At 72.4% G+C, this 25,644-nt stretch carries 22 protein-coding genes; 7 read left to right on the plus strand and 15 right to left on the minus strand.

Annotation, left to right across the window (positions count from 1 at the left end):
• Positions 1-58 precede the first annotated feature (58 nt).
• Positions 59-2,245, minus strand: a complete 2,187-nt coding sequence (locus U5C87_RS21925; protein WP_330474500.1) for an MMPL family transporter — start codon at positions 2,243-2,245, stop codon at positions 59-61.
• A gap of 306 nt (positions 2,246-2,551) precedes the next feature.
• Between U5C87_RS21925 and U5C87_RS21930 the strand changes: the two genes are divergently transcribed.
• On the plus strand, positions 2,552-3,112 hold the full coding sequence (locus tag U5C87_RS21930) for a TetR/AcrR family transcriptional regulator (protein WP_330474501.1): 561 nt from the start codon (positions 2,552-2,554) through the stop codon (positions 3,110-3,112).
• A 22-nt stretch (positions 3,113-3,134) separates the two neighbouring features.
• Here U5C87_RS21930 and U5C87_RS21935 read toward each other — a convergent pair whose 3' ends face one another.
• On the minus strand, positions 3,135-3,587 hold the full coding sequence (locus U5C87_RS21935) for a DUF7144 family membrane protein (protein WP_330474502.1): 453 nt from the start codon (positions 3,585-3,587) through the stop codon (positions 3,135-3,137).
• A 23-nt stretch (positions 3,588-3,610) separates the two neighbouring features.
• Positions 3,611-5,587 (minus strand): alpha/beta-hydrolase family protein, encoded by a 1,977-nt coding sequence (locus tag U5C87_RS21940; RefSeq protein WP_330474503.1) that lies wholly within the window; start codon positions 5,585-5,587, stop codon positions 3,611-3,613.
• 149 nt (positions 5,588-5,736) lie between these two features.
• Between U5C87_RS21940 and U5C87_RS21945 the strand changes: the two genes are divergently transcribed.
• Complete coding sequence (locus U5C87_RS21945) at positions 5,737-7,164, plus strand: ATP-binding protein (RefSeq protein ID WP_330474504.1); 1,428 nt, start codon at positions 5,737-5,739, stop codon at positions 7,162-7,164.
• Between the two features lie 394 nt (positions 7,165-7,558).
• On the opposite strand, the gene U5C87_RS21950 is transcribed toward U5C87_RS21945, so the two are convergent.
• From U5C87_RS21950 to U5C87_RS21970, 5 genes are all read right to left on the minus strand, one after another.
• Positions 7,559-8,818, minus strand: a complete 1,260-nt coding sequence (locus tag U5C87_RS21950; RefSeq protein WP_330474505.1) for an IS256 family transposase — start codon at positions 8,816-8,818, stop codon at positions 7,559-7,561.
• A gap of 411 nt (positions 8,819-9,229) precedes the next feature.
• Positions 9,230-9,895 (minus strand): hypothetical protein, encoded by a 666-nt coding sequence (locus tag U5C87_RS21955; protein WP_330474506.1) that lies wholly within the window; start codon positions 9,893-9,895, stop codon positions 9,230-9,232.
• 299 nt (positions 9,896-10,194) lie between these two features.
• Complete coding sequence (locus U5C87_RS21960; protein WP_330474507.1) at positions 10,195-11,328, minus strand: ABC transporter ATP-binding protein; 1,134 nt, start codon at positions 11,326-11,328, stop codon at positions 10,195-10,197.
• On the minus strand, positions 11,325-12,941 hold the full coding sequence (locus tag U5C87_RS21965) for an ABC transporter permease (RefSeq protein ID WP_443082087.1): 1,617 nt from the start codon (positions 12,939-12,941) through the stop codon (positions 11,325-11,327). The genes U5C87_RS21960 and U5C87_RS21965 overlap by 4 nt, the downstream gene beginning before the upstream one ends.
• Positions 12,942-12,948: 7 nt before the next feature.
• Entirely contained in the window at positions 12,949-13,989 is a 1,041-nt protein-coding gene (locus U5C87_RS21970; protein ID WP_330474508.1) for an iron ABC transporter substrate-binding protein, read from the minus strand.
• Between the two features lie 159 nt (positions 13,990-14,148).
• Here U5C87_RS21970 and U5C87_RS21975 point away from each other — a divergent pair, with 159 nt between their 5' ends.
• A complete protein-coding gene (locus U5C87_RS21975; protein WP_330474509.1) occupies positions 14,149-14,496 on the plus strand; it encodes a histone-like nucleoid-structuring protein Lsr2 in 348 nt (115 codons plus the stop codon).
• A gap of 63 nt (positions 14,497-14,559) precedes the next feature.
• On the opposite strand, the gene U5C87_RS21980 is transcribed toward U5C87_RS21975, so the two are convergent.
• The 6 genes from U5C87_RS21980 to U5C87_RS22005 form a co-directional block, all read right to left on the minus strand.
• Positions 14,560-14,784, minus strand: a complete 225-nt coding sequence (locus U5C87_RS21980) for a hypothetical protein (protein WP_330474510.1) — start codon at positions 14,782-14,784, stop codon at positions 14,560-14,562.
• A gap of 163 nt (positions 14,785-14,947) precedes the next feature.
• A complete protein-coding gene (locus U5C87_RS21985; protein ID WP_330474511.1) occupies positions 14,948-15,577 on the minus strand; it encodes a DUF3618 domain-containing protein in 630 nt (209 codons plus the stop codon).
• Positions 15,574-16,062 carry a phage holin family protein gene (locus tag U5C87_RS21990; RefSeq protein WP_330474512.1) on the minus strand — a complete coding sequence of 163 codons (489 nt, stop codon included), beginning with the start codon at positions 16,060-16,062 and terminating at the stop codon, positions 15,574-15,576. Before U5C87_RS21990 ends, U5C87_RS21985 begins: the two co-directional genes overlap by 4 nt.
• On the minus strand, positions 16,059-16,856 hold the full coding sequence (locus U5C87_RS21995) for a hypothetical protein (protein ID WP_330474513.1): 798 nt from the start codon (positions 16,854-16,856) through the stop codon (positions 16,059-16,061). The genes U5C87_RS21990 and U5C87_RS21995 overlap by 4 nt, the downstream gene beginning before the upstream one ends.
• 281 nt (positions 16,857-17,137) lie before the next feature.
• Positions 17,138-17,794 (minus strand): HAD family hydrolase, encoded by a 657-nt coding sequence (locus tag U5C87_RS22000; RefSeq protein ID WP_330474514.1) that lies wholly within the window; start codon positions 17,792-17,794, stop codon positions 17,138-17,140.
• A complete protein-coding gene (locus U5C87_RS22005) occupies positions 17,791-18,504 on the minus strand; it encodes an ANTAR domain-containing protein (RefSeq protein ID WP_330474515.1) in 714 nt (237 codons plus the stop codon). Before U5C87_RS22005 ends, U5C87_RS22000 begins: the two co-directional genes overlap by 4 nt.
• A 137-nt stretch (positions 18,505-18,641) precedes the next feature.
• On the opposite strand from U5C87_RS22005, the gene U5C87_RS22010 reads away from it, so the two are divergent.
• Positions 18,642-19,382, plus strand: coding sequence for a GAF and ANTAR domain-containing protein (locus tag U5C87_RS22010; protein ID WP_330474516.1), 741 nt, complete (start codon positions 18,642-18,644; stop codon positions 19,380-19,382).
• Between the two features lie 20 nt (positions 19,383-19,402).
• Here the strand turns inward: U5C87_RS22010 and U5C87_RS22015 are convergent, their stop codons facing one another.
• Entirely contained in the window at positions 19,403-19,726 is a 324-nt protein-coding gene (locus tag U5C87_RS22015; RefSeq protein ID WP_330474517.1) for an ANTAR domain-containing protein, read from the minus strand.
• A gap of 169 nt (positions 19,727-19,895) precedes the next feature.
• Here U5C87_RS22015 and U5C87_RS22020 point away from each other — a divergent pair, with 169 nt between their 5' ends.
• From U5C87_RS22020 to U5C87_RS22030, 3 genes are all read left to right on the plus strand, one after another.
• Positions 19,896-20,180, plus strand: a complete 285-nt coding sequence (locus U5C87_RS22020) for a hypothetical protein (protein ID WP_330474518.1) — start codon at positions 19,896-19,898, stop codon at positions 20,178-20,180.
• 115 nt (positions 20,181-20,295) lie between these two features.
• Positions 20,296-24,243 (plus strand): Pls/PosA family non-ribosomal peptide synthetase, encoded by a 3,948-nt coding sequence (locus U5C87_RS22025; RefSeq protein ID WP_330474519.1) that lies wholly within the window; start codon positions 20,296-20,298, stop codon positions 24,241-24,243.
• A complete protein-coding gene (locus U5C87_RS22030; protein ID WP_330474520.1) occupies positions 24,240-25,616 on the plus strand; it encodes a M1 family metallopeptidase in 1,377 nt (458 codons plus the stop codon). Before U5C87_RS22025 ends, U5C87_RS22030 begins: the two co-directional genes overlap by 4 nt.
• Positions 25,617-25,644 lie beyond the last annotated feature (28 nt).

Here is a 25,644-nt window from a genome sequence, read left to right on the forward strand (position 1 = left end):
CCGACGCGACCCCGGATGCCGCGCCCCCTCTCGCACACGGCATACGGGATCGTTCGGGTCAGCGGGCAGCCATCTCGGCGGGTTCGCTTGTCGCGCGGAGGTTCTCGCCCTCGATGTCGACGTTGGGCAGCGCCCGGTCGAGCCAGCGCGGCAGCCACCATGCCTTGTCGCCGAGGAACGACATGACTGCCGGCACGAGCGACAGGCGCACGACGAACGCGTCGACCGCGACACCGAACGCGAGCGCGAAGCCCATCGACTTGATGATGGGGTCGTCGACGAGCACGAAGCCGGCGAAGACCGACATCATGATGAGCGCGGCCGCTACGACCACGCGGGCCCCGTGGCCGACGCCGGCGACCACGGCCTCGCGGGCGGTGTCGCCGTGGACGAAGTCCTCGCGCATGCGCGAGACGAGGAAGACCTCGTAGTCCATCGCGAGGCCGAAGAGGATGCCGATGAGCAGGATCGGCAGGAAGCTGACGAGCGGGCCTGCGGTGTCGAGCCCGACGAGCGAGCTCAGCCAGCCCCACTGGAAGATCGCGACGGTGGCGCCGAACGCCGCGCCGACGGTCAGCAGGAAGCCGAGCGTGGCCTTGAGCGGCACGAGCAGGGAGCGGAACATCAGCATGAGCAGCACGAAGCCCAGCCCGACGACGACGAGCAGGTAGACGGGCAGGGCCGCAGCGAGCTTGTCGGAGACGTCGACGCCGACGGCCGTGACCCCGGTCACCGAGATCTCTGCCCCCGTGGCGCCGGCCGTCACCGCGAGCGCCGAGCGTAGGTCGCGCACGAGGTCGAAGGTCGCCTCGGCGGTCGGCCCCGACTTCGGGATGATGGCGAGGATCGTCGTGCGACCGTCGGCGCTCGTCTGGCCGGGCGCGACCGCGAGGACGTCACCGAGCCCGGTGGCGGCCTTGGCGGCGCCGGCCGTGGCCTGCTGCACCTGCGGCTGCGAGTCGCCGTGGACGACCATGACGAGCCGGCCGTTGAAGCCCTCGCCGAAGCCCTCGGAGATGAGGTCGTACGCCACCCGCTTGCTGCTCGTGACCGGCGCGGTGCCGTCGTCGGGCAGGGCCAGTCGCATGTCGGCGACGGGCGCCGCGACCGCCCCGAGGACGACGATGCCGGCGAGCAGCACCGGGATGCGGTGCCGGACGGTGAAGCGGCCCCAGGCGAACCCGCGGTTGCCCGAGGCCTCGTCGAGGTCGGTCCCCGGCTCGTCACGGTCGGCCCGGCGCTGCCGGCGCGAGAGCACGCGGTCACCGGCGAAGCCGAGCAGCGCCGGCAGCAGGGTGACGGCGACGAGGACCGCGACGAGGACGGTGCCGGCGGCGGCGAGTCCCATGGCGGTGAGGAAGGGGATGCCGACGACGGACAGGCCGGCGAGGGCGATGATGACGGTGAGCCCGGCGAAGACGACGGCCGTGCCCGCGGTCCCGACCGCGCGGCCCGCGGCCTCCTGCCGGTCGAGGCCCAGCGCGAGGTTGTGCCGGTAGCGCGAGGTGATGAAGAGCGAGTAGTCGATGCCGACGGCGAGGCCGAGCATGAGGGCGAGCACCGGCGTGACGCTGGAGAGCTCGACGGCGTGGCCGACGATGAGCAGGCCGATCATGCCGACGCCGACACCGATGAGCGCGTTGACCATCGTCATCCCGGCCGCGACGAGCGAGCCGAATGTGATGACGAGCACGACGAGGGCGACGAGCACGCCGATGCCCTCGGTCGAGCCGATCTCGGGGGTGGCGAGGAGCGGCTCGCCGCCGGCGGCCACGGCCCAGCCGGCAGGGGCGCCGTCGCCGAGCGCCTCGTAGGCAGAACGCTGCTCGGGGGTGAGCTCGTCCGCCGTCTTGTCGAACTGCACCGTGACGAGCCCGAAGCGCCCGTCCTGGCTGATCGCCTTGGTCTCGAGCGGGCCGAGGGCCGCGACGACGCCGGGCACCTTGGCGGCGCGGGCCACGACGTCGTCGAGGACGGCCTTCGAGGCAGGCGCGACGACGGTCTGACCCTCAGGCGCCCGGACGACGACGGTGCCGGACGCGCCGCTCGCCTGCGGGAACTCCCGGGCGAGCGCCTCGAGCGCGCGCTGGGACTCGGTGCCGGGGATCGTGACGCTCGAGGTCGGCGCGCTGCCCAGGGTGAGCAGCACCCCGGCGAGCACGGCGAGCAGGACGAACCAGGCGGACGCGACGACGCCGCGGCGACCGAACGCGAAGCATCCGATCCGGTAGAGCAGGGTGGCCATCGGGTGACTCCAGGTGCGATGCGGTGCGGTGCGGGCTGACGGGTCGGCGGGCGGCGCTGCCCGGCGTCCCAAGTTAACCGATCGGCTAAGTTCGGGACAAGCCGATCGGCTGGCTCCGCTAGGGTGACGCCCACCACGCCGGGTCGAGCGCGCAGGGTCGAGCCCTAGGGGCGAGCGCCGGGGACGAGGGCCGGGGACGAGCGCCAGGAAGGTCGTCCCGACAGGACGCACCCGGCATACGCCATCCGGGCCCACGACATCCCGGCGCACGACATCCGGCAGGACCGGCGACGAGGAGGAGAGGTCATGGCCCGACCGCAGGCCCCGCGCGGCCACGGGCGCCGACGCGTCATCGACGCCGCCGTCGAGCTCTTCGGCGAGCACGGCGTCACCGGCACGTCGCTGCAGATGATCGCCGACCACCTCGGCGTCACCAAGGCCGCCGTCTACTACCAGTTCCACGCCAAGGAGGACATCGTCCTCGCGGTGCTCGAGGAGGCGCTCGTCGACCTCCGCGCGTTCGTCACCGCGGCCGAGGCCGAGCCCTCCCCCGACGAGGCCGCCATGGTGGCCCTGCGCGGGCTCGTCGACCTCATGATCGGCCACCGGCAGGTCGTCGCGGCGCTCATGCGCGACCCGGAGGTCGAGCGCATCATGGCGACGCACGACGACCTCAACTCGCTCGTGGGGAGGCTCACCGCGCTGCTGCTCGGGCCCGAGCCCGACCTGCGTCGTCGCATCGCCGTCTCCGTCGTCGGAGCCGGCGTCGCGCAGGCCGGGATCGACCCGCTGCTCGAGGACGTCGACGACGAGACGCTGCGGGCCGAGCTGCTCGAGCTCGGCCCGTCGATGCTGCCCCGCCGCTGAGGGCGCCGGCAGCCGGGAGGGGTCAGAGCTCGCCGAGGTCGACGGTGCTGAGCGCCCAGATGACGATGACGTCGAGCGCGATGACGATGATCGCCCAGACCGGGTAGGACGGCAGCCACAGGAAGTTCGCGAGCGCTGACAGCACGGCGAAGGCGATGCCGACCGAGCGTGCGACGGGGTTGCCGGTGAAGATGAACGCGCCCGCGACCGCGGCCCCGAGCCCGATGACCATGTGGAACCAGCCCCACGCGGTGGCGTTGAAGGCGAAGACGTAGCTCGCCGTCCGCACGAGGAACTCCGGGCCGTTGACGAGCGTCACGAGGCCCTCGACGAACTGGAAGAGCCCGGCGACGAGCATGACGGTGGCCGCGAACGTGCTGGCGCCGGCGGCGAACACGGTGCGGCGCGCCCGGGTCTGACGCACGGGGTGGGGCGGGGCCAGGCGGGCGGCGGGCGTGGGTCGTGACTTGGCCATGGGTCCTCCTTCGGTGGTCGATGTCAGGCGAAGGCGCCTTCGCGGTAGGCCTCGCGGCGGCGCACGGCGTCCTGGATCGCGTCCATCTGCGCGTCGCTGCACTGCAGGTCGTAGACGTCCCGGATGAACTCCGGCAGGTCGGCGCGGTAGTCGTGGGCCCACGCGGCGAAAGGGCCGGGCACCTGCGCGTTCTTCATGTCGACGAGCGTCTGGACGAACGTCGTGACCGGACGCCACCGCATCCCTGCAGGTATGCCGCGTGGTGACCTCCCCGGCACGTCCTCGCGGCGGGGGCGGTCGGGTCCGAGCCAGGCGGGCCTGCGGTTCAGCAGGTCGAGACCGAACTTCGTGACGCCGTCGTTGTCGTGGCTGAGCAGGACGTAGCGCAGCCGGGAGCGCGCCTCGTCGCCGAGGGCCACGAGCTGCTCGTGGTCGTTGACGACGGTGACGAGCGACGGGTCGACGTCGGGCCGGGGGACGCCGGTGACCTCGTGCATCCACGTGCTGCCGCCGGGTGTGCCGATCCACAGCGCGCGGTCGATGCCGAGCGCCTGGGGTCCGAGGGTGCCCCACCCGAGCAGGACGTCCTGGCTCGTGTGCGCGCCGAGCGACTCGCCGAAGAGCACGACCTCGGGTCGCTCGTCGGGCGGCATGGCCCGCACGCGCTGCAGGATGCGCAGCCAGAGCAGCCGGTTCTGCTCGCGCGCGTCCCGGACCTTGCCGAGCGACAGGGGCGACGGGCGCTTGGAGTACTGCATCGTGACGCTCGCGACGTCACCGCGCGTCAGGTACTGCGCGGCGGCGATGGCGACGTAGTTGACGTAGCCGGTGCCGGTCGGCGACACGAGCACGAGCAGCGAACGGGACCATGCGTCGGTGCGGTCCATCTCGGCGATCGCGAGCTCGACGCGCTCCGTCGGCGTCGCGCCGCTGTCGAGGCCGACGAAGACCTGCACGGGGTGCGCGCGAGCGGGCTCACCCATCACGGTCTCGATGGAGAGGTCCGACGGCACGCTGCCGTCCGGCAGGGTCCGGCGCTCCACGACCGGCGAGGGGCGCACGTAGGTCACGGCGTGCCGGCGGCCCTCGCGCCCGAGCGACTCCCAGGGGACGAGGCTGGCCGGGTCGCCGCTCACCATGGGGCTCGTCCACACGCCCGCCGCCTCCTGCATCCACGGGTCGACCGTGGTCGTGACGGCCTCGATGCGTTGCATGACCCGGGTCCACAGCGCGCTGACGAGGACGCTGCCGCCGGCGAGGAAGGCTGCGTGCGAGGCGAGCTGCCAGGCGAGCCCGGACCCGGGGGTCGCACCCGGCGCGAGCCGCCGCACCTGCTGGGCCGTCCACCGCTCGGCCCAGCCGGCGCCGTAGAGGACCGCGAGCACGCCGCCACCGGCGAGCAGACCCCTGACCGTCGGGACGTCGTCAACGGTGTCGAGCCCGCGCTCGGACCCGGAGCGCCGCGCGCGCTCGATGACGGCCGACGCGGCGAGGCCGACCGGGATCGACAGGGGCAGGGCGGCGATCCGACCGTCGGCACCGAGCGCCCGGTCGAGTCGGCGTACCCCCGCGGTCGCGCCGATGAGCACCGTGCCGCACAGGGCGCTCGAGCCGATCCGCCAGGCGGCCTGCCGCAGCAGCCCGTCGGTGCCCGTGGCGACACCACGACGGTCGAGGTATGCCGCGGCGCCGAGTCCCAGCGGCGCCACCGCCAGCTCGCAGCCCAGGGCCGCGACCGAGCTTCGCCGCGAGTCGGGCCAGTCGTCGGGGAACCAGCCCCACGCGGCGGCCGCCCCCTCCACTCCCCGGGCCACGACGTCGATGACGTCCTGGGACGACAGGGCGAGCAGGTAGCTCGCTCCGGTCGACAGGCCGGTGATGAGTCCCTGGTCCTGCCAGGAGCGCCTCGACAGCGAGGGCGCCAGCGTCGAGGGGGTCACGACGGAGGCCATGACGAGACCGACCTTCTGCCCGTTGTGCACGAAGTCCGACTGCTCCACTGCCCCTCCCGTCGCGCCCGTCCCTCGTCCGAGCATGGACGGTCAGGTGCGCCCGTCGCTCACCCGTGCGGGGTGAATCTGGCTGTGGCGAGCCACCCGGTGGGCCCGGAGGGGTCCCGCAGCCCGTCACTCGTGGCCATCATGGACGCATGGCAGGCAACGTCGACCTCGACCCGTCCACCGCTCGGTCGTCGGGCCTGACCCACCTGGAGTCACCGGACGGACGCTCGTTCGTCGCGCACGGACCCGTGGCCGAGCGACCGGTCCCCGGCGACTACCTCGAGATCGAGGGCGAGGACGGACTGCTCGCCTTCGTCGAGGACGTCGTGGACGTCGGTGGTGCGGGCGACGGCGCCGGCTTCTCGGCCTCCGGAACCCTCGTGCCGGTCGGCGGCGCGAGCCGCTCGAGCCGTCCCGCGGACGCGCCGTGGCACCACGCCGTGGTCCGGCCGACGCGACCCGACGCGGTGCAGCGCCTGCTGTCCGGGAGCGACCCGGAGCTCTACCTCGGGCAGCTTGCGGGCCAGGACGACGTCGGGGTGGCACTCGTGCCCAACCGGCTCAACCGGCACACCTTCTGGTGCGGGCAGAGCGGGTCGGGCAAGACGTACGCGCTCGGCGTGCTGCTCGAGAGGATCCTGCTGACGACGCGGCTGCCGATGCTCGTCCTGGACCCCAACAGCGACTTCGTGCGCCTCCACGAGCAGGCCGGCGAGGCCGAGCCGGGCCAGGCCCGGGCGCTGCGCGAGCGCGAGGTGGTCGTCCTGCGGCCGAACGACCCGGACTCGCCGCTGCGGGTGCGCTTCACCGACATGAACGCGCGCGCCAAGGCCGCGGTGCTGCGGCTCGACCCCGTCGTCGACCGAGCCGAGTACAACGCGTTGCTGCGCCTCTTCGACAGCGACTTCAACGCGGTCGAGGCGGAGAAGATCGTGCCGTACCTGCGCTCGCTGGGCGACCCGGACGCCGAGGCGCTGGCCCAGCGCCTCGAGAACCTCGGGGTCGTGGAGTGGAGCACGACGTGGGCGTTCGGGGGGGCCTCGGCGACCGACGTCATCGCCCGCCGGCCGGCAGCCACGGTGCTCGACCTCGGCGGCTACGACCGGCACGAGGAGCAGCTGACCGTCGCGCTCGCCGTCCTCGACGACCTGTGGGAGCGGCGCGCCGAGCGCCGGCCCCTGCTCATCGTCGTCGACGAGGCGCACAACCTCTGCCCGCCCGACCCCGAGACGCCGCTGGGCGTCGCGGTCCGCGACCGGCTCATCCAGATCGCCGCCGAGGGCCGCAAGTACGGGCTGTGGCTGCTGCTGTCGACGCAGCGGCCCTCGAAGGTGCACGCCGGCATCGTGTCGCAGTGCGACAACCTGACCCTGATGCGGATGAACTCGCGCGACGACCTCGCGCAGCTCGCGTCGGTCTTCGGCTTCGTGCCGCAGGGCCTGCTGGCGCAGGCGGCCCGCTTCCGGCAGGGCGAGGCGCTACTCGCCGGCGGCTTCGTGCCGATGCCGAGCGTCGTCCGCGTGCGGTCACGCATCACGCCGCAGGGAGGCACCGACGTCCCCGTGCCGATGCCCTGACGTCGAGAGGCGACGCCGCGGTCGACTGCATGGTCAGCGCGACCTTGGTCGTTTACGCCCGAGGGAAGACGTTTCACGGACGTGCCGATGACAGCGCTATTGCTTTCGCGGCGGTGCCTGGGAAGCATCAAACCATGGAGATGTCACAGGTGTGGCCGCGCCTAGCTCCTTCCACCCAGACCTGGCTCGTCGAACACAACGGTGAGCCCCTGCCCGACGACCTCTTGGACGAGATTCTGACCATCACTGCGGGCCGACGAGACCCGCACTGGTGGGCTGGGGACTCACATGAGGGTGAGACACAACTGACCGACGAGGCTGTCGATTGGATAGACGAAACGGGGTCAAGGTCCCGATGGGTGGTGTACGACGGTGATCCGTCGGGGTTGTTCGGTTAGAGGTTGATCGTGCCGGCGATCAGTTCGGCCTCCACCTCCTTCGGCTGGTCCCTTGTGGTGCGGTCGGTCACGACGGTGCGGGCGTTCTTGAGCGCGTCGATGCCGAGGTAGCGGCGTTGCTCGGCCCACTCGTCGTGCTGCTCGGCCAGGACCGCCCCGACGAGCCGGATGACCGCTTCGCGGTTGGGGAAGATGCCCACGACGTCGGTGCGGCGGCGGATCTCCCGGTTGAGCCGCTCGTTCGGGTTGTTCGACCAGATCTGACGCCAGATCTCCTTCGGGAAGACGGTGAACGCGAGGATGTCCGCGCGGGCCAGCTCGAGGTGCTCGGCCACGGCGGGGAGCTTCTCGTACAGGCCCTCCAGGACCCGGTCGAACTGGGCGTGGACGGCCTCGGCGTCGGGTTGGTCGTACACGCTGTGCAGCAGCGCCCGGACCCACCCCCACTGGGACTTCGGGGTCACCGACATCAGGTTCGCGGCGTAGTGGGTGCGGCACCGTTGCCAGGACGCGGAGGGCAGGGTCGCCCCGATCGCCTCGACGAGGCCAGCGTGCGCATCCGAGGTGACGAGGGCGACCCCGGACAGCCCGCGGGCGGTCAGGTCACGGAAGAAGCCCAGCCAGCCGGGGCCGGATTCTGTTGTAGCGGTGTGGATCCCGAGGACCTCACGGTAACCGTCGGCGTTCACCCCGGTCGCCACCATCACCGCGACCTTGACCACCCGGCCGGCCTCGCGGACCTTCATCGTCAACGCGTCGGCCGCGACGAAGGTGTACGGCCCGTCATTCAACGGGCGGGTGCGGAACGCGGCGACCTGCTCGTCGAGGTCCTTGGCCATCACCGACACCTGCGACTTGGACAGGCCCGTGATCCCCAAGGACCGCACCAGCTTGTCCATCCGGCGGGTCGACACCCCGAGCAGGTAACAGGTCGCGACCACCGTCGTCAGGGCCGCCTCGGCGCGGCGGTGCCGCTCGAGCAGCCACTCCGGGAAGAAGGACCCCTCGCGCAGCTTCGGCACGGCGATGTCGAGGGTGCCGGCGCGGGTGTCGAGGTCGCGGTGGCGGTACCCGTTGCGGCTGTTGACCCGGTCCGCCGAGCGGGTGCCGTAGTCGGCGCCGCACACGCTGTCGGCCTGCGCGGACAGCAGGGCGTTGATGAACGTGGTCAGCAGCTCCCGCATCAAGTCAGGGCTGGCCTGGGCGAGATGCTCGTGCAGGAAGCCGTCGGGGTCAATAATGGGGTTCGCGGTCATCGTCGTGTCCTTCTTCGAGTCGGTTGTGAGAGATCACTCGAAGGATCACAGCGGTGACCGCACCTACATCAGCAGGACACGCTCACCGGGATCGTCGTACACCAACGCTATGGACTCAACTCGAAACAACGGCCAACGGCGAGTAGCGGACATTCCTCTCCTGCCGCGAGTTGCGCTTGGCAACTCGGATCGATGACGCCCCCTCGGCCAACAGCGGGAACGTCGCGCTCTTGCGCCCGATTCGAATGTGCCCGATCCCCCGATACTCGACCAGGCGTATCGGGCGGTCTCCTTCATGACCGACGTGTACGTCGGCATGGAATCCAGGCCGGACGAGTGCTTGGTGCTCTTCCACGAGTGCCTGAAGCCGGATCCGGCCCGCCGGTCACCCGGGCGACCGCCCGCACGTGCTCAGGCGAGGTTGCGCCGAAGCCCGAAGAGCTTCCAGCCCACCAGGGCGAACCAGGCCGGCAGCAGCAGTCCGTAGACGAGATAGGCCGAGCCGATGACGGGCCGGAAGGCCTCCGCGAGGATGCCGACCGTGCCCGCCACGACTCCGACCAGCGCGACGCTGCGGCCGAAGTCGCTGCGGGGCATGGCGGAGGACAGGATGAGGATGGCGGCTGCTGTGAGGATTCCCGCCCAGGACACGGCGTTGGTCGCGGCGATCAGCGCGTCTGCGGCGCTGGCCACACCGGCGCGCTGGGCATCGCTCGCCGCCGCGGCGTAGGAGCTGCTGAGCACGACGAGTCCCCCGTGCAGCGACTGCGGACTGCTGCCGAGCGCGAGCGCGATGGTCTCGGAGACGACGCCGAACAGCCCGCCGATGAGCGCGACGCTCTTGTTGACCTCCTTGAGGGCGGCGGCCACCGCCGCGAACACCACCAGCGCCGGCACGCTCAGCCCGACGAAGCAGACCAGCTCGGTCAGGTACACGCCACGGTGCGCGGCGATGTAGGTCATCAGGGCCCCGCCGTCTGTCGGCGGCACCGGGGCAGCGAACACCAGGACCACGGGCACCACGACGAGGACCACGTAGACCAGCGCCGCGAAGGCGCCCACCCGGTACAGGCTCACCCAGGACGGGTCTGCACGCGCCGGTTCCCGACCTGCGTGAGCGTGGACAGGGGTGGTGCGCGCGCGGGTGCTCACGGCCGGGCCCGTTCGCTCCCGCGCCACCTCGAAGCAGCCATCTTCCCTCCGGTCAGCGTGCGAGGGACCGGACCCCCGTCCCTCCACTCCAACTGTTCGCGCTCTGCCCCCTTCCGGCTAGGGAACAAGGTCCCGCGCTGGGAGAGGCCGGGCGTTGACCCCGTTCGTGGGGTTCAGTCCCACACCCGGCGTCGCGATGACCGGACGCCCGTCGAGCACCCGGGTCAGGCGTCAGGAGGGAAGGCGATGGCCTCGCCCTCGATGCGCAGCCTCAGCTCGGTGCCCTTGGCCGCGATGAACGCGTTGGAGTGACGGATGCTGATGATCTCGCCGCTGCGCGCGAGCGCCGATGTCTCGCAACCGGGTTCGCGTCCGGAGGTGAGCTCGAGCCGGACCGTGCTCTCGGGGCCGAAGTAGTCGGTGTCGACGACGACGCCACGGATGGGACCGTGCTCGTCGACCCGGATCTGCTCGGGCCGCAGCATGAGCTGGACCCGGCCCCGGTGCGCCGTCGGCGCGAGCCGGACGGCCCCGAGCGAGCAGGTCGCCATGTCGCCGTCGACCCAGGCCTCGAGCATGACGGCGTCGCCGAGGAACTCGGCCGTGGCCCGGTCGACGGGCCGGGTGTAGACCTCGAGCGGGCTGTCGACCTGGGCGAGCAGCCCGTCCCGCATGACGGCCACCTGGTCGGCGAAGCTCAGCGCCTCCGCCTGGTCGTGGGTGACGAGGACCGTGGTGATGCCGGCGTCCTGGAGCACCTTGGACACGGTGCGCCGGGTCGCGACCCGCAGGCCGGCGTCGAGGGCCGAGAACGACTCGTCGAGCAGCATGAGCTCCGGCTCACGGGCGAGGGCACGGGCGAGCGCGACGCGCTGCTGCTGGCCACCCGAGATCTCGTGGGGTCGGCGGGCGGCGAGGGCCGCGTCGAGCGAAACCATCTCGAGAAGCTCGGCGACCTTGGCGCGCGTGGCCTTGCGTCCCTGCAGCCGGGACGTGTCGATGCCGAAAGCGATGTTCTGGCCCACGGTGAGGTGCGGGAAGAGGGCGCCGTCCTGCGCGACGTAGCCGACGCCACGGTGGTGCGCCGGCACCCACGCGTCGCCAGCGGCGAGCGTCCGACCGCTCAGCACCACCGAGCCGGCCTCGGCCCGCTCGAAGCCGGCGATGAGCCGCAGCAGGGTCGTCTTGCCCGAGCCCGACGGGCCGACGATGGCCGTCGTGCTGCCCGGGTCGACCGAGAGCGTGACACCGCGCAGCACCTGCTGCGAGCCGAAGCTCTTGACGAAGCCGTCGACCTCGAGGCGACCGCGCGCTGCGGGGTCGTGCTGGTCCGGGGTGGTCGTGGTCGTCGTCGTCATTGTCCGGCCGCTTTCTTGGACTGCTGGAAGAGCAGGTAGGTCATCGGCGCCGAGAGCACGACCATGAGCAGGGCGTACGGCGCGGCGCCGGCATAGTCGATCTCGCTGCTCTTGGCCCAGAACTCCGTCGCGAGGGTGCGGGTGCCGTTGGGCGAGAGCAGCAGGGTCGCCGTCAGCTCGTTGACGATGGCGAGGAAGACGAGGGCCGCTCCCCCGGCGGCCGCCGGCGCTGCGAGGCGCAGGGTGACCTTGGCGAAGGCGAGCAGCGGCGGCACCCCGAGCGCCTGGGCCGCCTCCTCGAGCTCGCGCGGCGCCTGGGCCAGACCCGAGCGCAGGCTGACGAGCGCACGGGGCAGGAAGAGCAGCACGTAGGCCGCGACGAGCACGAAGGCCGTCTGGTAGACGCCCGGCAGGAACCGGATGCTCACCGTGACGAACGCGAGTCCGACGACGATGCCCGGCATCGAGCTCGTGACGTAGTTGGACAGCTCGAGCGAGCGGGTGAACCAGCTCGGCCGGCGCACCGCGAGGAAGGCCATCGGGAAGGCCACGAGCGTCGTCGCCGCCGCGCCCGCCACGCCGTAGAGGAGCGTCTGGACGAGGGCGGGGACCAGCTCGTCGGGCGCCCAGATCGCCGAGCCGCCGAGCACGACCCACCGCACGACGAACCACATCGGCACGCCGACGGCGAGCACGACGAGGAGCAGGAGCGCGAGCTGGGCCGGCACGTGGAGCCGGCGCAACGGCATACGACCCGGGGCCGCCTGGCCGCCCGAACCGACGCGGGCATAGCGGGCGGTGCCGCGGCTGCGCACCTCGGCGACGAGCAGGAGCAGGCAGAGCACGACGAGGACGCTCGCGAGCATGTTGCCGGCGGAGCCGTTGAAGGTCGACTGGTACTGCACCATGATCGCCGTCGTGAAGGTGTCGAAGCGGATCATCGCGAAGGCGCCGTACTCGGCGAGCAGGTGCAGCCCGACGAGCAGCGCGCCGCCGGTCATCGCCAGGCGCAGCTGGGGCAGCACGACCCGGCGGAACACCTGCCACGGGCCGAGGCCGAGCGCGGCCGCGGACTCCTCGAGGGAGGGGTCGAGGCGGCTCAGGGTCGCGGCGGCCGGGATGTAGACGAGGGGGAAGTAGGACAGCACCGAGATGAGCACGCCCGACCAGAGGCCGGCCAGCGAGGGGACCGCCGAGACCCAGCCGTAGCTGTTGACGAAGGCCGGGATCGCGAGCGGCGCGGCGAGCGCGAGGGCCCAGAACCTGCTGCCGCGCAGCTGGGTCCGCTCGACGAGCCACGCTCCCCCGACGCCGAGCACGAGGCACAGCGGCACCGAGAGGACCATGAGCAGGATCGTGTTGAGGAGCAGCTCACCGACCCGGGCCCGGAAGATCAGGGCGACCGCGGTGTCCCAGCCGGTCGCCACCGTCATGGCGACGACGTAGCCGAGCGGCATGAGCGAGAACAGCGCGATGAGCACGGCGATGACCGCCAGGACCGGTGGTCGACGACGCCCGGACGCCGGGCCCGGGCGGGTGCCCGGGCCCGGCGTGGGGGCCGTGCCGGTGTCGGTCGCGCGGTGCGCGCCCGGTGCGGTGAGGTCGGTGGTCACCAGAGAACTACAGCAGACCAGCCTGGGTCATCAGATCGGTGACCGTGGCGGAGTTGAGCTTGGCGGGGTCGACCTTGGGCGCCTGGAGGTCCTTCAGCGGCACGAGCGCCGCGTTGGAGGGCACGTCGGAGCCGACGGCGTACTCGAACGACGTGCCCTTCTGCAGCACCTCCTGGCCGGTCTTGCCGGTGATGAACTTCAGCAGCGACTGGGCGGCCGCGGCGTTCTTCGACGACTTGAGCACGCCACCACCGGAGACGGAGACGAAGGCGCCCGGGTCCTCGTTCTTGAAGTAGTGGGTGCCGACGTTGGCCGAGTTCTCACCGGTCTTGGCCTGGTCGCCGTAGTAGTAGTAGTGGTAGATCAGCGCAGTCTCGACCTCGCCGGAGTTGACGGCCTTCATCGCGGTGCTGTTGCCCTTGTAGACCTTGGCGTTGGTCTTCATCGCCGTGAGCCAGTCCTTGGTGACGGCCTCGCCCTTGAGCTCGAGCAGCGCCGAGACGATGGCCTGGAAGTCGGCGCCCGACGGGGAGGCGGCCCAGCGGCCCTTCCACTCCGGCTTGGCGAGGTCGAGCATCGAGGCGGGGAGCTGGTTCTGCTGGACCTTGCGCTTGTCGTAGACGAGGACGGTCGAGCGGGCCGCGATGCCGGTCCACTTGCCCGTGGACGGGCGGAACTCGGCCGGCACCTGGTCGAGCGTGGCCTTGTCGACGTCGGCGAAGAGGCCGGCGTTCTCGACCTGCGTCATCGCGGGGCTGTTCTCGGTGAGGAAGACGTCGGCCGGCGACGCCGCGCCCTCCTGCATGAGCTGGTTGGACAGCTCGGTGTCGGAACCGTTGCGCACGGTGACCTTGATGCCGGTCTGCTTGGTGAACGCGTCGACCCACTCCTGGGTCAGGCTCTCGTGCTGGGCGTTGTAGACGGTGATGCTGCCCGAGCCACCGGCCGATCCGCCGTCCGCGGACGAGCCGGAACCGCAGGCCGTCAGGGCCAGCGCGCCGGCCGTCGCGATGGCGACGCCGATGGTCAGGTGGGAACGGGAGGTCATGTGAGCTGCCTTCGTGATCCGGGAGACGAGCCGGTCGGGTCGACAGCTCGCCTAGTAGGTAAGGCTTACCTTACATGCCGTCCGGACTGCCCCCGACCACGTCCACGGGCTGGGCGACCGGTGCGCGGAGGACGCCCCACGGCGCACTACGCTGCAGCCATGCGTCAGACCATGGTGACCCTCGTCGACGACCTCGACGGGTCCGACGCCACCGAGACGGTGAGCTTCGGCATCGACGGGATCGCCTTCGAGATCGACCTGTCCGCCGCGAACGCCCACGACCTGCGGGCCTCCCTCGACAGCTGGGTGGCCCGCGCCCGACGTGCGGGCGAGGAGCGCCGCACCGAGCCGGGCACGTTGACCCGCTCCCTGACGGTGCTGCCCGCCGTGGGCGAGTCGCGCAACGCGCTCATCCGCGCCTGGGCGGCCGAGAACGGCCACCATGCCCCCGCCCGGGGTCGCATCCCCCAGGACGTCGTCACCGCATACAAGGCCGCCCAGCGCTAGACCCGACGCGGCGTGGCGGCGACCCGGCAACCCGACAACCCGGTGCAGTGACCGTGGGGCGGCTCAGCCCTGCTGGCCCGTCGAGCGGTCGCGGTACTCCTGCTCGGTCATCTGCTTCCCGTAGACCCAGTACTGCACCGACCCGTCCTCGGCCTCCACGGCCGGACCGTCGAGGCGGTGCAGGCGGGCGGCGGTGAAGTAGAGGGTGTCGCCCCGGGCGACGATGACCTTGTCGTAGCCGCCCGTGGGGTGGGGGGTTCCGCTTCTCCAGTCGGGCTGCGACGTCACGTTCTCGTGTCTCCGGATCTCGTGGGTGGACGGCCAGCCTCAGGCTACCGGCGCGGGCCGCACCCTTGACCGGTGGGCGCGCGCGCCGCCCCCTCCACCGCACGCAGGAAGGGCTCCCGACCGCTCATCGGTCGGGAGCCCCTCGATGTGCCGGTCCGGCGGGTCAGGCGCCCGCCTGCTCCTTGGCGTCGGCGGCGTGGCTCCGTGCGCTGTCACCGACGTCCTGGGCCGCGGACTGGCCTTCCTGCTTGACCGTCTGGGCCGAGTCCTGGGCGTGCTCCTTGACGGCCTGGACCGCCTCCTGTGCGGGCGCCTTGAGGTTCTCGGCACTCTCCTGCGCCATCTGCTTGACCGTGGACTGTGCCTCGTCGAGCACAGGTGCTGCGCGGTCCTTGACGGCCTCGGCCATCTGCGTCTCCTTGCTGCTGGCGGGCAGCAGCGAGCCGAGGAGCCACCCCGCCCCGAGGGCGACCAGCCCTGCGGCCATGGGGTTTCCACGGGCCTGCCGCTTGACGGTGCTCGCAGCGCCCTGAGTGGCGTCTCCGACGCTGGATGCCATCGACGACGCGCTCTGCGACGTCGAGTGACCGGCATCCGAGGCGGACCCCATGATCGAGTCCTTGAGACCCGACGCACGGTCCTTGACCTTCTCCGCACCCTTGCGCGCCATGTGGCCAGGAGTCACGGACTCGCCGAGTGCGTTGACGTCGCGGCTGAGCTCGCTCCTCGTGCGCTCGATGTCGGCGCGGATGACCTCCGGGTCGTCGCTGGTGGACTGGTAGTTCGTGGTCACAACGTCTCCTCGTGTCCCTTGAGCGCCTCGGGGACCCGCTTGGTGGTCTCCACGGTGCGCTCCATTCCCTGGATGTTCTTCAGATCGCGGCGGCCCATGGCTGCCAGCACGGCGGCGACGACGGCCCACACGACCATCACGATGACGGCAGCCCAGCCCCGGCTCTCCAGCGCGGACGAGAGCCACTCCCAGACCGCGAGGGACAGGAACAGCACCGCCATCCACCCAGCCAGAGCCGCGCCACCGAACTTGCCGCCGGCCTTGCCGGCCTGGGTCGCGGACTGCTTCGCCTCGGCCTTGGCCAGAGCGATCTCCTGCCGTAGCAGGGTCGACAGTCCCTGGCTGACGTCCGCGACGAGCTCGCCGATCGAGGCGGCCTCCGCCTTCTCGTGCCCGGTCTCGAAACCCGCTTCGTAGCCCGTCTGGTAGCCCGCCTCGGGCGTCGCCGCGGGGTGGTACTGACCCTCGGGGATCGCCGTACTCATCGCGACTCCCCGGAGTCCCCCGTCGACGCCCCGGGGTGGGTGTAGGTGGCGGGGTCGATGCCGGCGTCGACACGCGAAGGATCGGTGCCCTCGAGGTCCACCGGGTCGGCGGGATAGGCCATGTCGGGGGTACCCGATCCGTAGTCGATCCCGGCGGTCTCGGCGTACCCAGCGCCCTGCCCGTAGGCCGCTCCCTGACCGTAGCCCGGGGACGCCTGACCGCCGAAGGTCGAGGACGGGGTGGTGTTCGAGAAGCCAGCCGTCGAGGACTGGTCCTCGCTGGAGGACGAGTCGCCGGTCAGCCCGCGCGTCATGCGGCCACCGATGATGCCCAGGATCGCCGCGCCCGCCAGGAACGCTCCGGGACGGCGACGAGCGAACGAGCGCACCTCGTCGAGGATCTCGCCGGGCTGGCGACCTTCGAGCCAGTCCGCCGCGGAGCTGATCCGGGCGGCACCCTGCTGGGCGAGGTCGGCAGCCATGCCCGACTGGCCCGACTGGCCCTGCTGGTCCTGCTGGCCCTGCGCCATGCCGGACAGCTCGCTGCTCAGGGACCGCAGTCCCTGGACTGCCCGCTGTGTCTGGCCGGACGCCTGGTCGGTGGCCTCACCGCTCAGCTGGTCGAAGAGCTGCCGGATCTGGGTGCGCGCCTCGTGGGCTACGTCCTTGGCCTCCGCGGCCGCGGTGGATCCGACGTTCTTCGTGCTCTCCTTGGCGTCCTGCGCCACGGCGCCGGCATGCTCCTTGGCCACGTCGGCCGTGGAGCCTGAGTCGGAGCCCTCTCCGAGGGTCACCTCGTCCACCGCGGCAGAACGCGTCACGGTCTCGCTGGGCGCCGCTGGGGCGTCCAGGTCGAAGTTCCCGCCATCGGGCACGCCGGTCGCCGGGGAGCCTGTAGCACTGCTGGATTCGAATCGTTCGGTCATTCGGTCGGTCATGGGTTCTTGACCCCTTCCGAGATCGGTGCGGATCCCGTAACCGGCCCATGTCTTGAGCGTCGGGATGCTGCGCACCGTCTTGGCCATGGGTGTACCCGCCCGCCCACCGTCCAAACGGCTGCCGGCCCCGCCGGCGCTCAGAAGCGGTCGAGGAGCCCCTGCTTCACGGCGTCGGCGAGCTCCTGGGGCCCGTCGAACACGGCCGAGGCCCCGGCCTTGCACAGCTCCTCCTCACTGAAGCCTCCGGTGCGCAAGCCGATGGACGGCAGATGCGCTGCGTTCGCTGCCTCGGCGTCCCAGGCGGCGTCGCCGACCATCACAGCGCTCGTGCCGTGGACGCGGTCGAGAGCCGCGACCAGGAGGTCGGCGGCCGGCTTGCTCTCCTCCGCGTCCTCCGCGGTGGTCCAGGCGTCGGCCAGGCTCCTCCCGTCGAAGAGGTCGAGGAAGGTCTCGACGTGCCGCGGCTGGCCCGAGCTCGCGAGCACGACGTGCAGCCCCCGCGCCCTGATCGCCACGAGCAGGGCGCGGGTCCCCGCGAAAGGCCGCACCTCTCCGATCAGCCGATCGAACTCCTCCGTCCACCGCTCCCGCAGCTCGTCCCCCAGCCGGTCCTCGACCTCCTGCCCGGCGACCTCGGCGACGAGCTTGTCGCCGCCCATGCCGATGGCCCGGTGGATGCGCCACAGGGGCGGGTGCAGGTCGTGACGGCCGAAGGCGCGGGACCAGGCCAGCGCGTGGTGGTAGCTGCTGTCGACGAGGGTCCCGTCGACGTCGAGGATCACGGTGTCGATCATGGGTGCGACCTACCCGTCCGGGCGGCGGCGTCCACGAGCAGTCGGGCCGCGTCGAGCTCCGTGACGCCCGCTCGCTCGGCGGCCTCCTCCAGGTAACGGCGCGCCTCGTCCGGGGGGATGTCGTGGACGGCCACGAGCACCCCGACCGCACCGTCGAGCACGGCGAGGTCCTCGAGGCGCTCCACCGCTCCGGCGGCCCGGACACGGCTGGAGAAGGACAGGTCGGCGTTGGTCACCGCACCGGGGGCCCAGGCCCCGAAGAGCCGGGCCAGCTCCTCGTGGCGGCCCGCGAACGTGTCGGGCGCCACGCCGTAGACGTTGACGCTGCCCACCACGCGGGGTCCGTCGAAGAGTGGGAGGGACAGGGTGCTGGCGACACCGTTCGCCCGGCCCTCTCCGGCGTGCAGCAGCCACCGGCCCTCGTCGAGCGGGTCGTCGTGGTCGTCAGAGGCCGTCGCGCCGGAGCCGCCGGCCGGCTCGCCGGGGTCACCCGCGAGGTGCGCCGCGCCGTCGAGGCCGGCCAGCGGCCGAGCGGTCGACAGGTAGGTGAAGGTGACGTCCTGCTCCACGACGCTGATGCTGAGGCCCACGAGCCCGGGCAGCTGCTCGCGCAGGTGGCGGGCCGCCTCGTCGAGGTCGCGTCCCAGGTGCTGGTCCCCCGCCTCGCCCAGCAGGCGCAGCGCTGCTCTGGTCTCCGGAATGGGTTCCACGAGAACGCCCCTACCCACCAGCGGGCGGAGCTCTCAGGGACGCGGTCGCCTGTTGCACCCCGCGGTGACGAGGGTAGGTGGCTCACGCACGAGCGGGAGTCGACGATCCTGCCTCCACACCCGGACGGAGCCCACCGATGAACGACACGAGCAGACCCGACGTCGCCGACCACCTGCGTGGGGTGGCGGAGGACTTCGAGCAACTCGGCCACGAGCTCGCCCACTCGCCGGCGCGCAACCGCTACGAGGCCGTCTGCCGGCTGGCCGTCGAGCGGGTGCCGGCGGCCAGGTCGGCCAGCATCACCACGTTCGAGCACGACCACTTCACCACGGCTGCGGCCACGGACGACGTCGCGCGGCGGGCCGACCGCATCCAGTACGACCTCGGGTCCGGTCCCTGCGTCGACGCCATCGTCGACCGGGCGATCTTCCGCCCGCAGGACCTCGCAACGGACGACCGCTGGCCCGAGTACGGCCGCCGCGTCGTGGCCGAGCTGGGGCTGCACAGCATGCTGTCCTACCGGATGCGCCTCGAGTCCAGCGGCGTCATCGCCGGCCTCAACCTCTACGCCGAGCAGGCCGAGGCCTTCGACGACCACGACCTCGCCGAGGGGCTGCTGCTGACGACCCACGCGGCACAGGCCGTGGCGGCCGCGCTCCTCGTCGAGCGGGCGCAGAACCTCGAGCGCGCGCTCGCGTCGAACCGCGACATCGCGACCGCCGTGGGCGTGCTCATGGGGCAGCACCGCCTGACGAGGGACCAGTCCTTCGCCCTGCTGCGGATCGCGAGCCAGAACACCAACCGCAAGCTGCACGACGTCGCGCTCGACGTCATCGACACGGGCGCCGTCGACGTCTCGCCGCACAGCCGCGACTGAGGCCGGCAGGCCGGACCGCCCTAGAGGGCGCCCCGGTCCACGACCTCCTGGGCGAGGACGTGGAGCTTGCGGTTCTGGGCCATGCTCGCCTCGCGGAGCCGGTCGAACGCCTCGGCCTGGGTGATCTTCTCCATGGCCATCAGCACCCCGATCGCCGCCCCGATCGTGCGGGAGTGCACGAGGGCGTGCGTGAGGTTCTCGGCCCGCATCTCGGAGGCGTCGAGGCGCTCGAGGGCGTCGAGGAGGTACTCCTCGGTCGTCGCGGGCAGGTAGCGCTCGACCTGCGAGGGGTCCGCGACCTCGGCGTGGTCGACCTCGGGCACAGATGCACGGCGCTGCTTCACGGCACACTCCTGTGACCTCTCGAAGGGTGCGAGCCCGGGCTCGGGCCGGCCCCACCAGCGTACGAAATGACGCGCGCCGATGGCCAGATCGAGCCTTCCCCGTCCAGCCACCATCCGCTGATCGGGCCCTCGCTGGCCGTCGTCGCGGCACGCAGGGGACGATGGGCACATGGCGAAGTCAGGGCGCGGCCCGCGGTTCTTCAAGCGCAGTGGTGACGACCTGACCGTCAAGGACGCCGACGGGCACAAGCACCACGCCGCCCTCGAGCCCGTCGACGCGGACAACACCCACGAGGACGGGTCGTTCATCCTCGGCTACTGCAAGAGCTGCGACTGGACCGGGCCCGCACGCCGGGCGCGGGACAAGGCCCGCAAGGACGCGCTCGCCCACGTCGACGAGTGCCCGAGCAAGGGCAAGGTCCGGCTCGGGGTGAGCGAGCAGGACCCACGCTGACCGGAGCGGTCGCGTCCGATCCGGGCGAGCAGCACCGTCCGTTCACCTGGCGGCACTAGGTTCGGCAGGGAGGCGCTCGGCGGGGTCGGGCGGGCGCCCCGGACGAGGAGGGCGCGTGGTGGATCCCCTGCTGGCGGGCGACCGTGCCGCTGCGCCCAGGACCCTCGTCGACGTGCTGGCCGACGTCACCGCCCGCCACCCCGACGCCCCCGCCGTCGACGACACCCGGACGGTCCTGACCTACACCGAGCTGACCGAGCAGGCCCGGCGCCTCGCGCTCGAGCTCGCAGCCGCCGGCGTATGCCGTGGGGACCGGGTGGGGGTGCGCGCGCCGTCCGGCACGGTCGACCTCTACGTCGCCGTGCTCGGCGTCCTGCACGCCGGTGCCGCCTACGTCCCGGTCGACGTCGACGACCCGCCGGAGCGGGCCGACCTCGTCTTCGGCGAGGCGCGCGTGTCAGCCGTCGTCGGTGCACGCCGGCAGGTCACGGTGCCGGCGCACGCCCGGGGGACGCGTCGTGCGACGGCCCGTCCGGCTCGGGGTGTGCTGCCCGACGTCCGGGTCGAGGACGACGCGTGGGTCATCTTCACCTCGGGGTCGACGGGCGTGCCCAAGGGCGTGGCCGTGTCGCACCGGTCGGCGGCAGCCTTCGTCGACGCCGAGGCGCGGATGTTCCTGCAGGACAGTCCGATCGGGCCGGGCGACCGGGTGCTCGCCGGGCTCTCGGTCGCCTTCGACGCCTCGTGCGAGGAGATGTGGCTCGCCTGGGGTCACGGCGCGTGCCTCGTGCCGGCGCCCCGCAGCCTCGTGCGCACCGGGATGGACCTCGGTCCGTGGCTCGTGGCGCAGGACGTGACGGTCGTCTCGACGGTGCCGACCCTCGCGGCCCTGTGGCCGGCCGAGGCGCTCGAGCCGGTGCGGCTGCTCGTCTTCGGCGGCGAGGCCTGCCCACCCGAGCTCGCGGAGCGGCTCGTCTCGCCGGACCGCGAGGTGTGGAACACCTACGGCCCGACCGAGGCGACGGTCGTCGCCTGCGGAGCCCGCCTCGACGGGACCTCGCCGATCCGGATCGGCCTGCCCCTCGACGGCTGGGACCTCGCCGTCGTCGGGCCCGACGAGCTGCCCGTGGGGGTCGGGGAGACCGGGCAGCTGATCATCGGCGGGGTCGGCCTCGCCCGCTACCTCGACCCGGCCAAGGACGCCGAGAAGTACGCGACGATGCCGACCCTCGGGTGGGACCGCGCCTACCGGTCCGGCGACCTCGTGGTCAACGACCCCGACGGCCTCGTGTTCGTCGGTCGCGCCGACGAGCAGGTCAAGCTCGGTGGGCGCCGCATCGAGCTCGGGGAGGTCGATGCGGCCCTGCAGTCGCTCCCCCACGTCTCCGGCGCGGCGGCTGCGGTGAAGACGACGACAGCCGGCAGCCAGGTCCTCGTCGGCTACGTCGTCCCCGACCCTCCGGACGCGTTCGACCGGCACGCTGCGCTGGCCCGGCTGCACGAGGAGCTGCCCGCGGCCCTCGTGCCGGTGCTCGCCGTCGTCGACACCCTGCCCACCCGCACCTCGGGCAAGGTCGACCGGGCCGCCCTCCCCTGGCCGCTGCAGGATGTGGGCGGCGACGACGGGCCGAGCGACCTCACCGGCACGGCCGCCTGGCTCGCGGCGCAGTGGACCGCCGTGCTCGGCACGACCGTGCGGTCCTCCGGGGCCGACTTCTTCGACCTCGGCGGCGGCAGCCTGTCGTCGGCCCGACTCGTCTCCCTGCTGCGCGAGCGCTACCCCACCGTCACCGTGGCGGACGTCCACGCGCACCCGCGCCTCGGGGCGCAGGCCGAGCTCCTCGAGACGATGGACCAGGGCGGGGCCTCGAGGGTGGACCGGACGGTGCGGCGCATCCCGCGCCGGACCCAGCTCGTGCAGACGGTCGTCTCGGTGGTCCTGCTCACGGTCAAGGGTCTGCAGTGGCTCGTGGCCCTGGCCACCCTCACCGAGCTGCTCCGGCTCTCCGACCTGGCCCCGTGGTCCGTGCCCGTGTCGTGGTGGATCCTCGCCGTCGGCTGGGTGGCGTTCATCAGCCCGCTCGGGCGAATGAGCCTGTCCGCGTTGGCCGCTCGCGTGCTGCTCGCCGGCGTGGGGCCCGGCACCTACGCTCGCGGCGGGAGCGTCCAGCTGCGCCTCTGGGCCGCGGAGCGCTTCGCCGACGCCATGGGGGCCATCACGATGGCCGGCGCCCCGTGGATCATCTACTACGCGCGGATGCTCGGCGCCTCGATCGGCACCGGTGTCGACCTGCACAGCGTGCCGCCCGTCACGGGCATGCTGACGATCGGCGCGGGCGCCAGCATCGAGCCCGAGGTCGACCTGTCCGGCTACTGGGTCGACGGGGACGTCGTGCACGTCGGACCGGTCCACATCGGGCGCGAGGCCGTCGTCGGGGCCCGCAGCACCATCGGCCCCGACGTCCACATCGGCCGCGGCGTCGTCGTCGAGGCCGGCTCGACCGTGCTGAGGTCGGTGCGCCCCGAGCGGGTCGTCGCCGGATCGCCCGCCCAGCGCGTCACGTCCTCCGACCGGTCGGGCTGGCCCTCGGAGCGCCCTCCGGCAGCGCGGGCGTGGCTGGCGGTCTACGGCGTTTCCGGGGTCCTCCTGTCGGTCCTGCCCTTCCTCGCCCTGCTCCCCGGGGTGCTGCTCGCCGGTGGCGCCGTGGGCACGTCGGGCGCCGGCGACGCGGTCGTCGCGGCCTACGCAAGCGTGCCGGTCGTGACCGTGCTGGGACTGGCCACGCTCGCGGCTGTCACCATCGTGCTCGTCCGGCTGCTCGGGCTCGGGCTGCGGGAGGGGTGGTTCCCGGTGCGCAGCAGGGTCGGGTGGCAGGTGTGGGCCACCGAGCGGCTGCTCGACCAGGCTCGCACCCTGCTCTTCCCGATCTACGCCAGCCTCGTCACGCCGGCGTGGCTGCGCGCCCTGGGCGCCAAGGTCGGCCGCGACGTCGAGGCCTCGACCGTGCTCCTGCTGCCGTCGATGACGTCCGTCGCCGACGGCGCCTTCCTCGCCGACGACACGCTGGTCGCCGGCTACGAGCTCGCGCACGGCTGGGTGCACATCGCCCCCGCCAAGGTCGGCAAGCGGGCCTTCCTCGGCAACAGCGGGATGACCGCGCCCGGCCGCCGCGTGCCGAAGCACGGGCTCGTCGCGGTCCTGTCCGCGGCGCCACAGAAGGCCAAGGCCGGGTCGAGCTGGCTCGGCAGCCCGCCGGTCCGGCTGCGCCGGCCCCCGCAGGGCTCCGACGGCGAGCGCACCTTCGCACCACCCCTGCGGCTCAAGGTGATCCGCGGACTCGTCGAGCTGTGCCGCATCGTTCCGGTGATGGTCACGGTGGCGATCGCCGTCAGCGTCCTCGTCGCCCTCCAGTGGCTCGTCGTCCGCTACGGGCTCGGCGGTGCGGCGGCCCTCGGCGGTGTCGTCCTCGCCGCTGCCGGCGCCGTCGCGGCCACGGTGACGACGGTCGCCAAGTGGGTCGTCGTCGGCCGCATCGGCGCTGTCGAGCACCCCCTGTGGAGCTCCTTCGTCTGGCGCAACGAGGTCGTCGACACCTTCGTCGAGATGGTCGCGGGCCCGTGGTTCGCGTGGACGGCGACAGGCACCCCCGCGATCAACGTGTGGCTGCGCAGCCTCGGGGCCAGGATCGGTCACGGGGTCTGGTGCGAGACGTACTGGCTCCCGGAGGCGGACCTCGTGACCCTCGGCGACGGCGCGACCGTCAACCGGGGCTGCGTCCTCCAGACCCACCTCTTCCATGATCGAATCATGAGCATGGACACGGTCACGCTCGAGGACGGCGCCACCCTCGGCCCCAACGGGGTCATCCTCCCGGCGGCCAGCATCGGCCGGGCCGCCACCGTCGGCCCGGGCTCGCTCGTGCTGCGCGGCGAGTCCGTGCCCGCCGGGACCCGTTGGACCGGCAACCCGATCGCGTCGTGGAGCGGCGCCCGGCTCGGGGTCGACGACGTTCCGGCCGAGGCGTCCGCACAGGCCGGGTCGGCCCGGGCCGACGCCCGATGAGCGGCGGCGCCGCCCACCCGCCCCACGCGCTCACCGACACGTACACGCCTGACCGTGGCGACCCGGCATACGTCGTCACGCACTACGACCTCGAGCTCGACTACAAGGTGGCGACCAACCGACTCGCCGGGCGCGCGATCCTCGAGCTCACCGTCGTCGAGGACGTGCGCAGGCTCGTCGTCGACCTCGTCGGCCTGCGCGTCTCCAAGGTGACGGTCGGCGGCGCCCCGGCCAAGTGGGTGCACCGCGGCCCTCGCGTCGTCGTCACCCCCTCCACCCCGCTGCGCCGCGGGCAGCGCACGCGCATCACCATGTCGTATGCCGGCACGCCCGGTCCCGCGACCACGCTCTGGGGCGACGTCGGCTGGGAGGAGCTCAGCGAGGGCGCGCTCGTGGCCGCGCAGCCCAACGGCGCCCCGACGTGGTTCCCCTGCAACGACCACCCGAGGCACAAGGCCACCTACCGGATCGCCTTCGAGTGCGACTCCCCCTACGACGTCGTGGCGACGGGGACGCTCGTGGCGACCCGGGCGCGCGGCAGCCGGACGCGGCGCGTCTTCGAGCAGCACGTCCCGATGGCGACCTACCTCGCGACGGTCCACGTCGGGCACTACGTGCGTCGGCCGCTCGGCCCCGCGGACGTGCCGATCACGGTGCTGCTGCCTGCGGGCCGCGAGCGTCCCGTCATGCACGACCTCGGCCGCCTGCCGGAGATGACCCGGCTCTTCAGGTCGCTGTTCGGGCCGTACCCCTTCGACGACTACACCGTCGTCGTCACGGCCGACGACCTCGAGATCCCCCTCGAGGCGCACGCCCTGGCGACCTTCGGACCCAACTGGCTCGACGGGCACCGGCGCCACGAGCGGCTCGTCGCCCACGAGCTGGCGCACCAGTGGTTCGGCAACAGCCTGACCCCGGCGACGTGGGCCGACATCTGGCTCAACGAGGGCTTCGCCTGCTACGCCGAGTGGCTCTGGGGCGAGCACGCCGACGGCGTCCCCGCCGGGACCAGCGCGCAGAGCCACTGGTCGCGGCTCGCCCGCCTGCCGCAGGACCTCGTCCTCGGCGACCCGGGACCTGACCTGATGTTCGACGACCGCGTCTACAAGCGGGGCGCCCTCACCCTGCACGCGCTGCGGCTCCGGCTCGGCGACGGCGCGTTCTTCGACCTGCTGCGCGACTGGGTGGCCGGCCACCGGCACGGGTCGGTGACCACCGACGACTTCGTCGACCTCGCGGAGGTGCACTCCCGGCGTGCCTCGGCCGGCGTGGGCAGCACCGGTGACGCCGCCGCCGAGCGGGTCCGGGACCTGCTCGGGCAGTGGCTGTGGGCGACCGACCTGCCACCGCTCGCGCCGACGACCGGGGGCTGACCGAGGAGTTGACCGGAGCCGATCGGGA

The sequence above is a fragment of the Terrabacter sp. C0L_2 genome (genome assembly GCF_036352015.1).
In the GTDB taxonomy this organism is placed as follows: Bacteria; Actinomycetota; Actinomycetes; order Actinomycetales; family Dermatophilaceae; genus Terrabacter; species Terrabacter tumescens.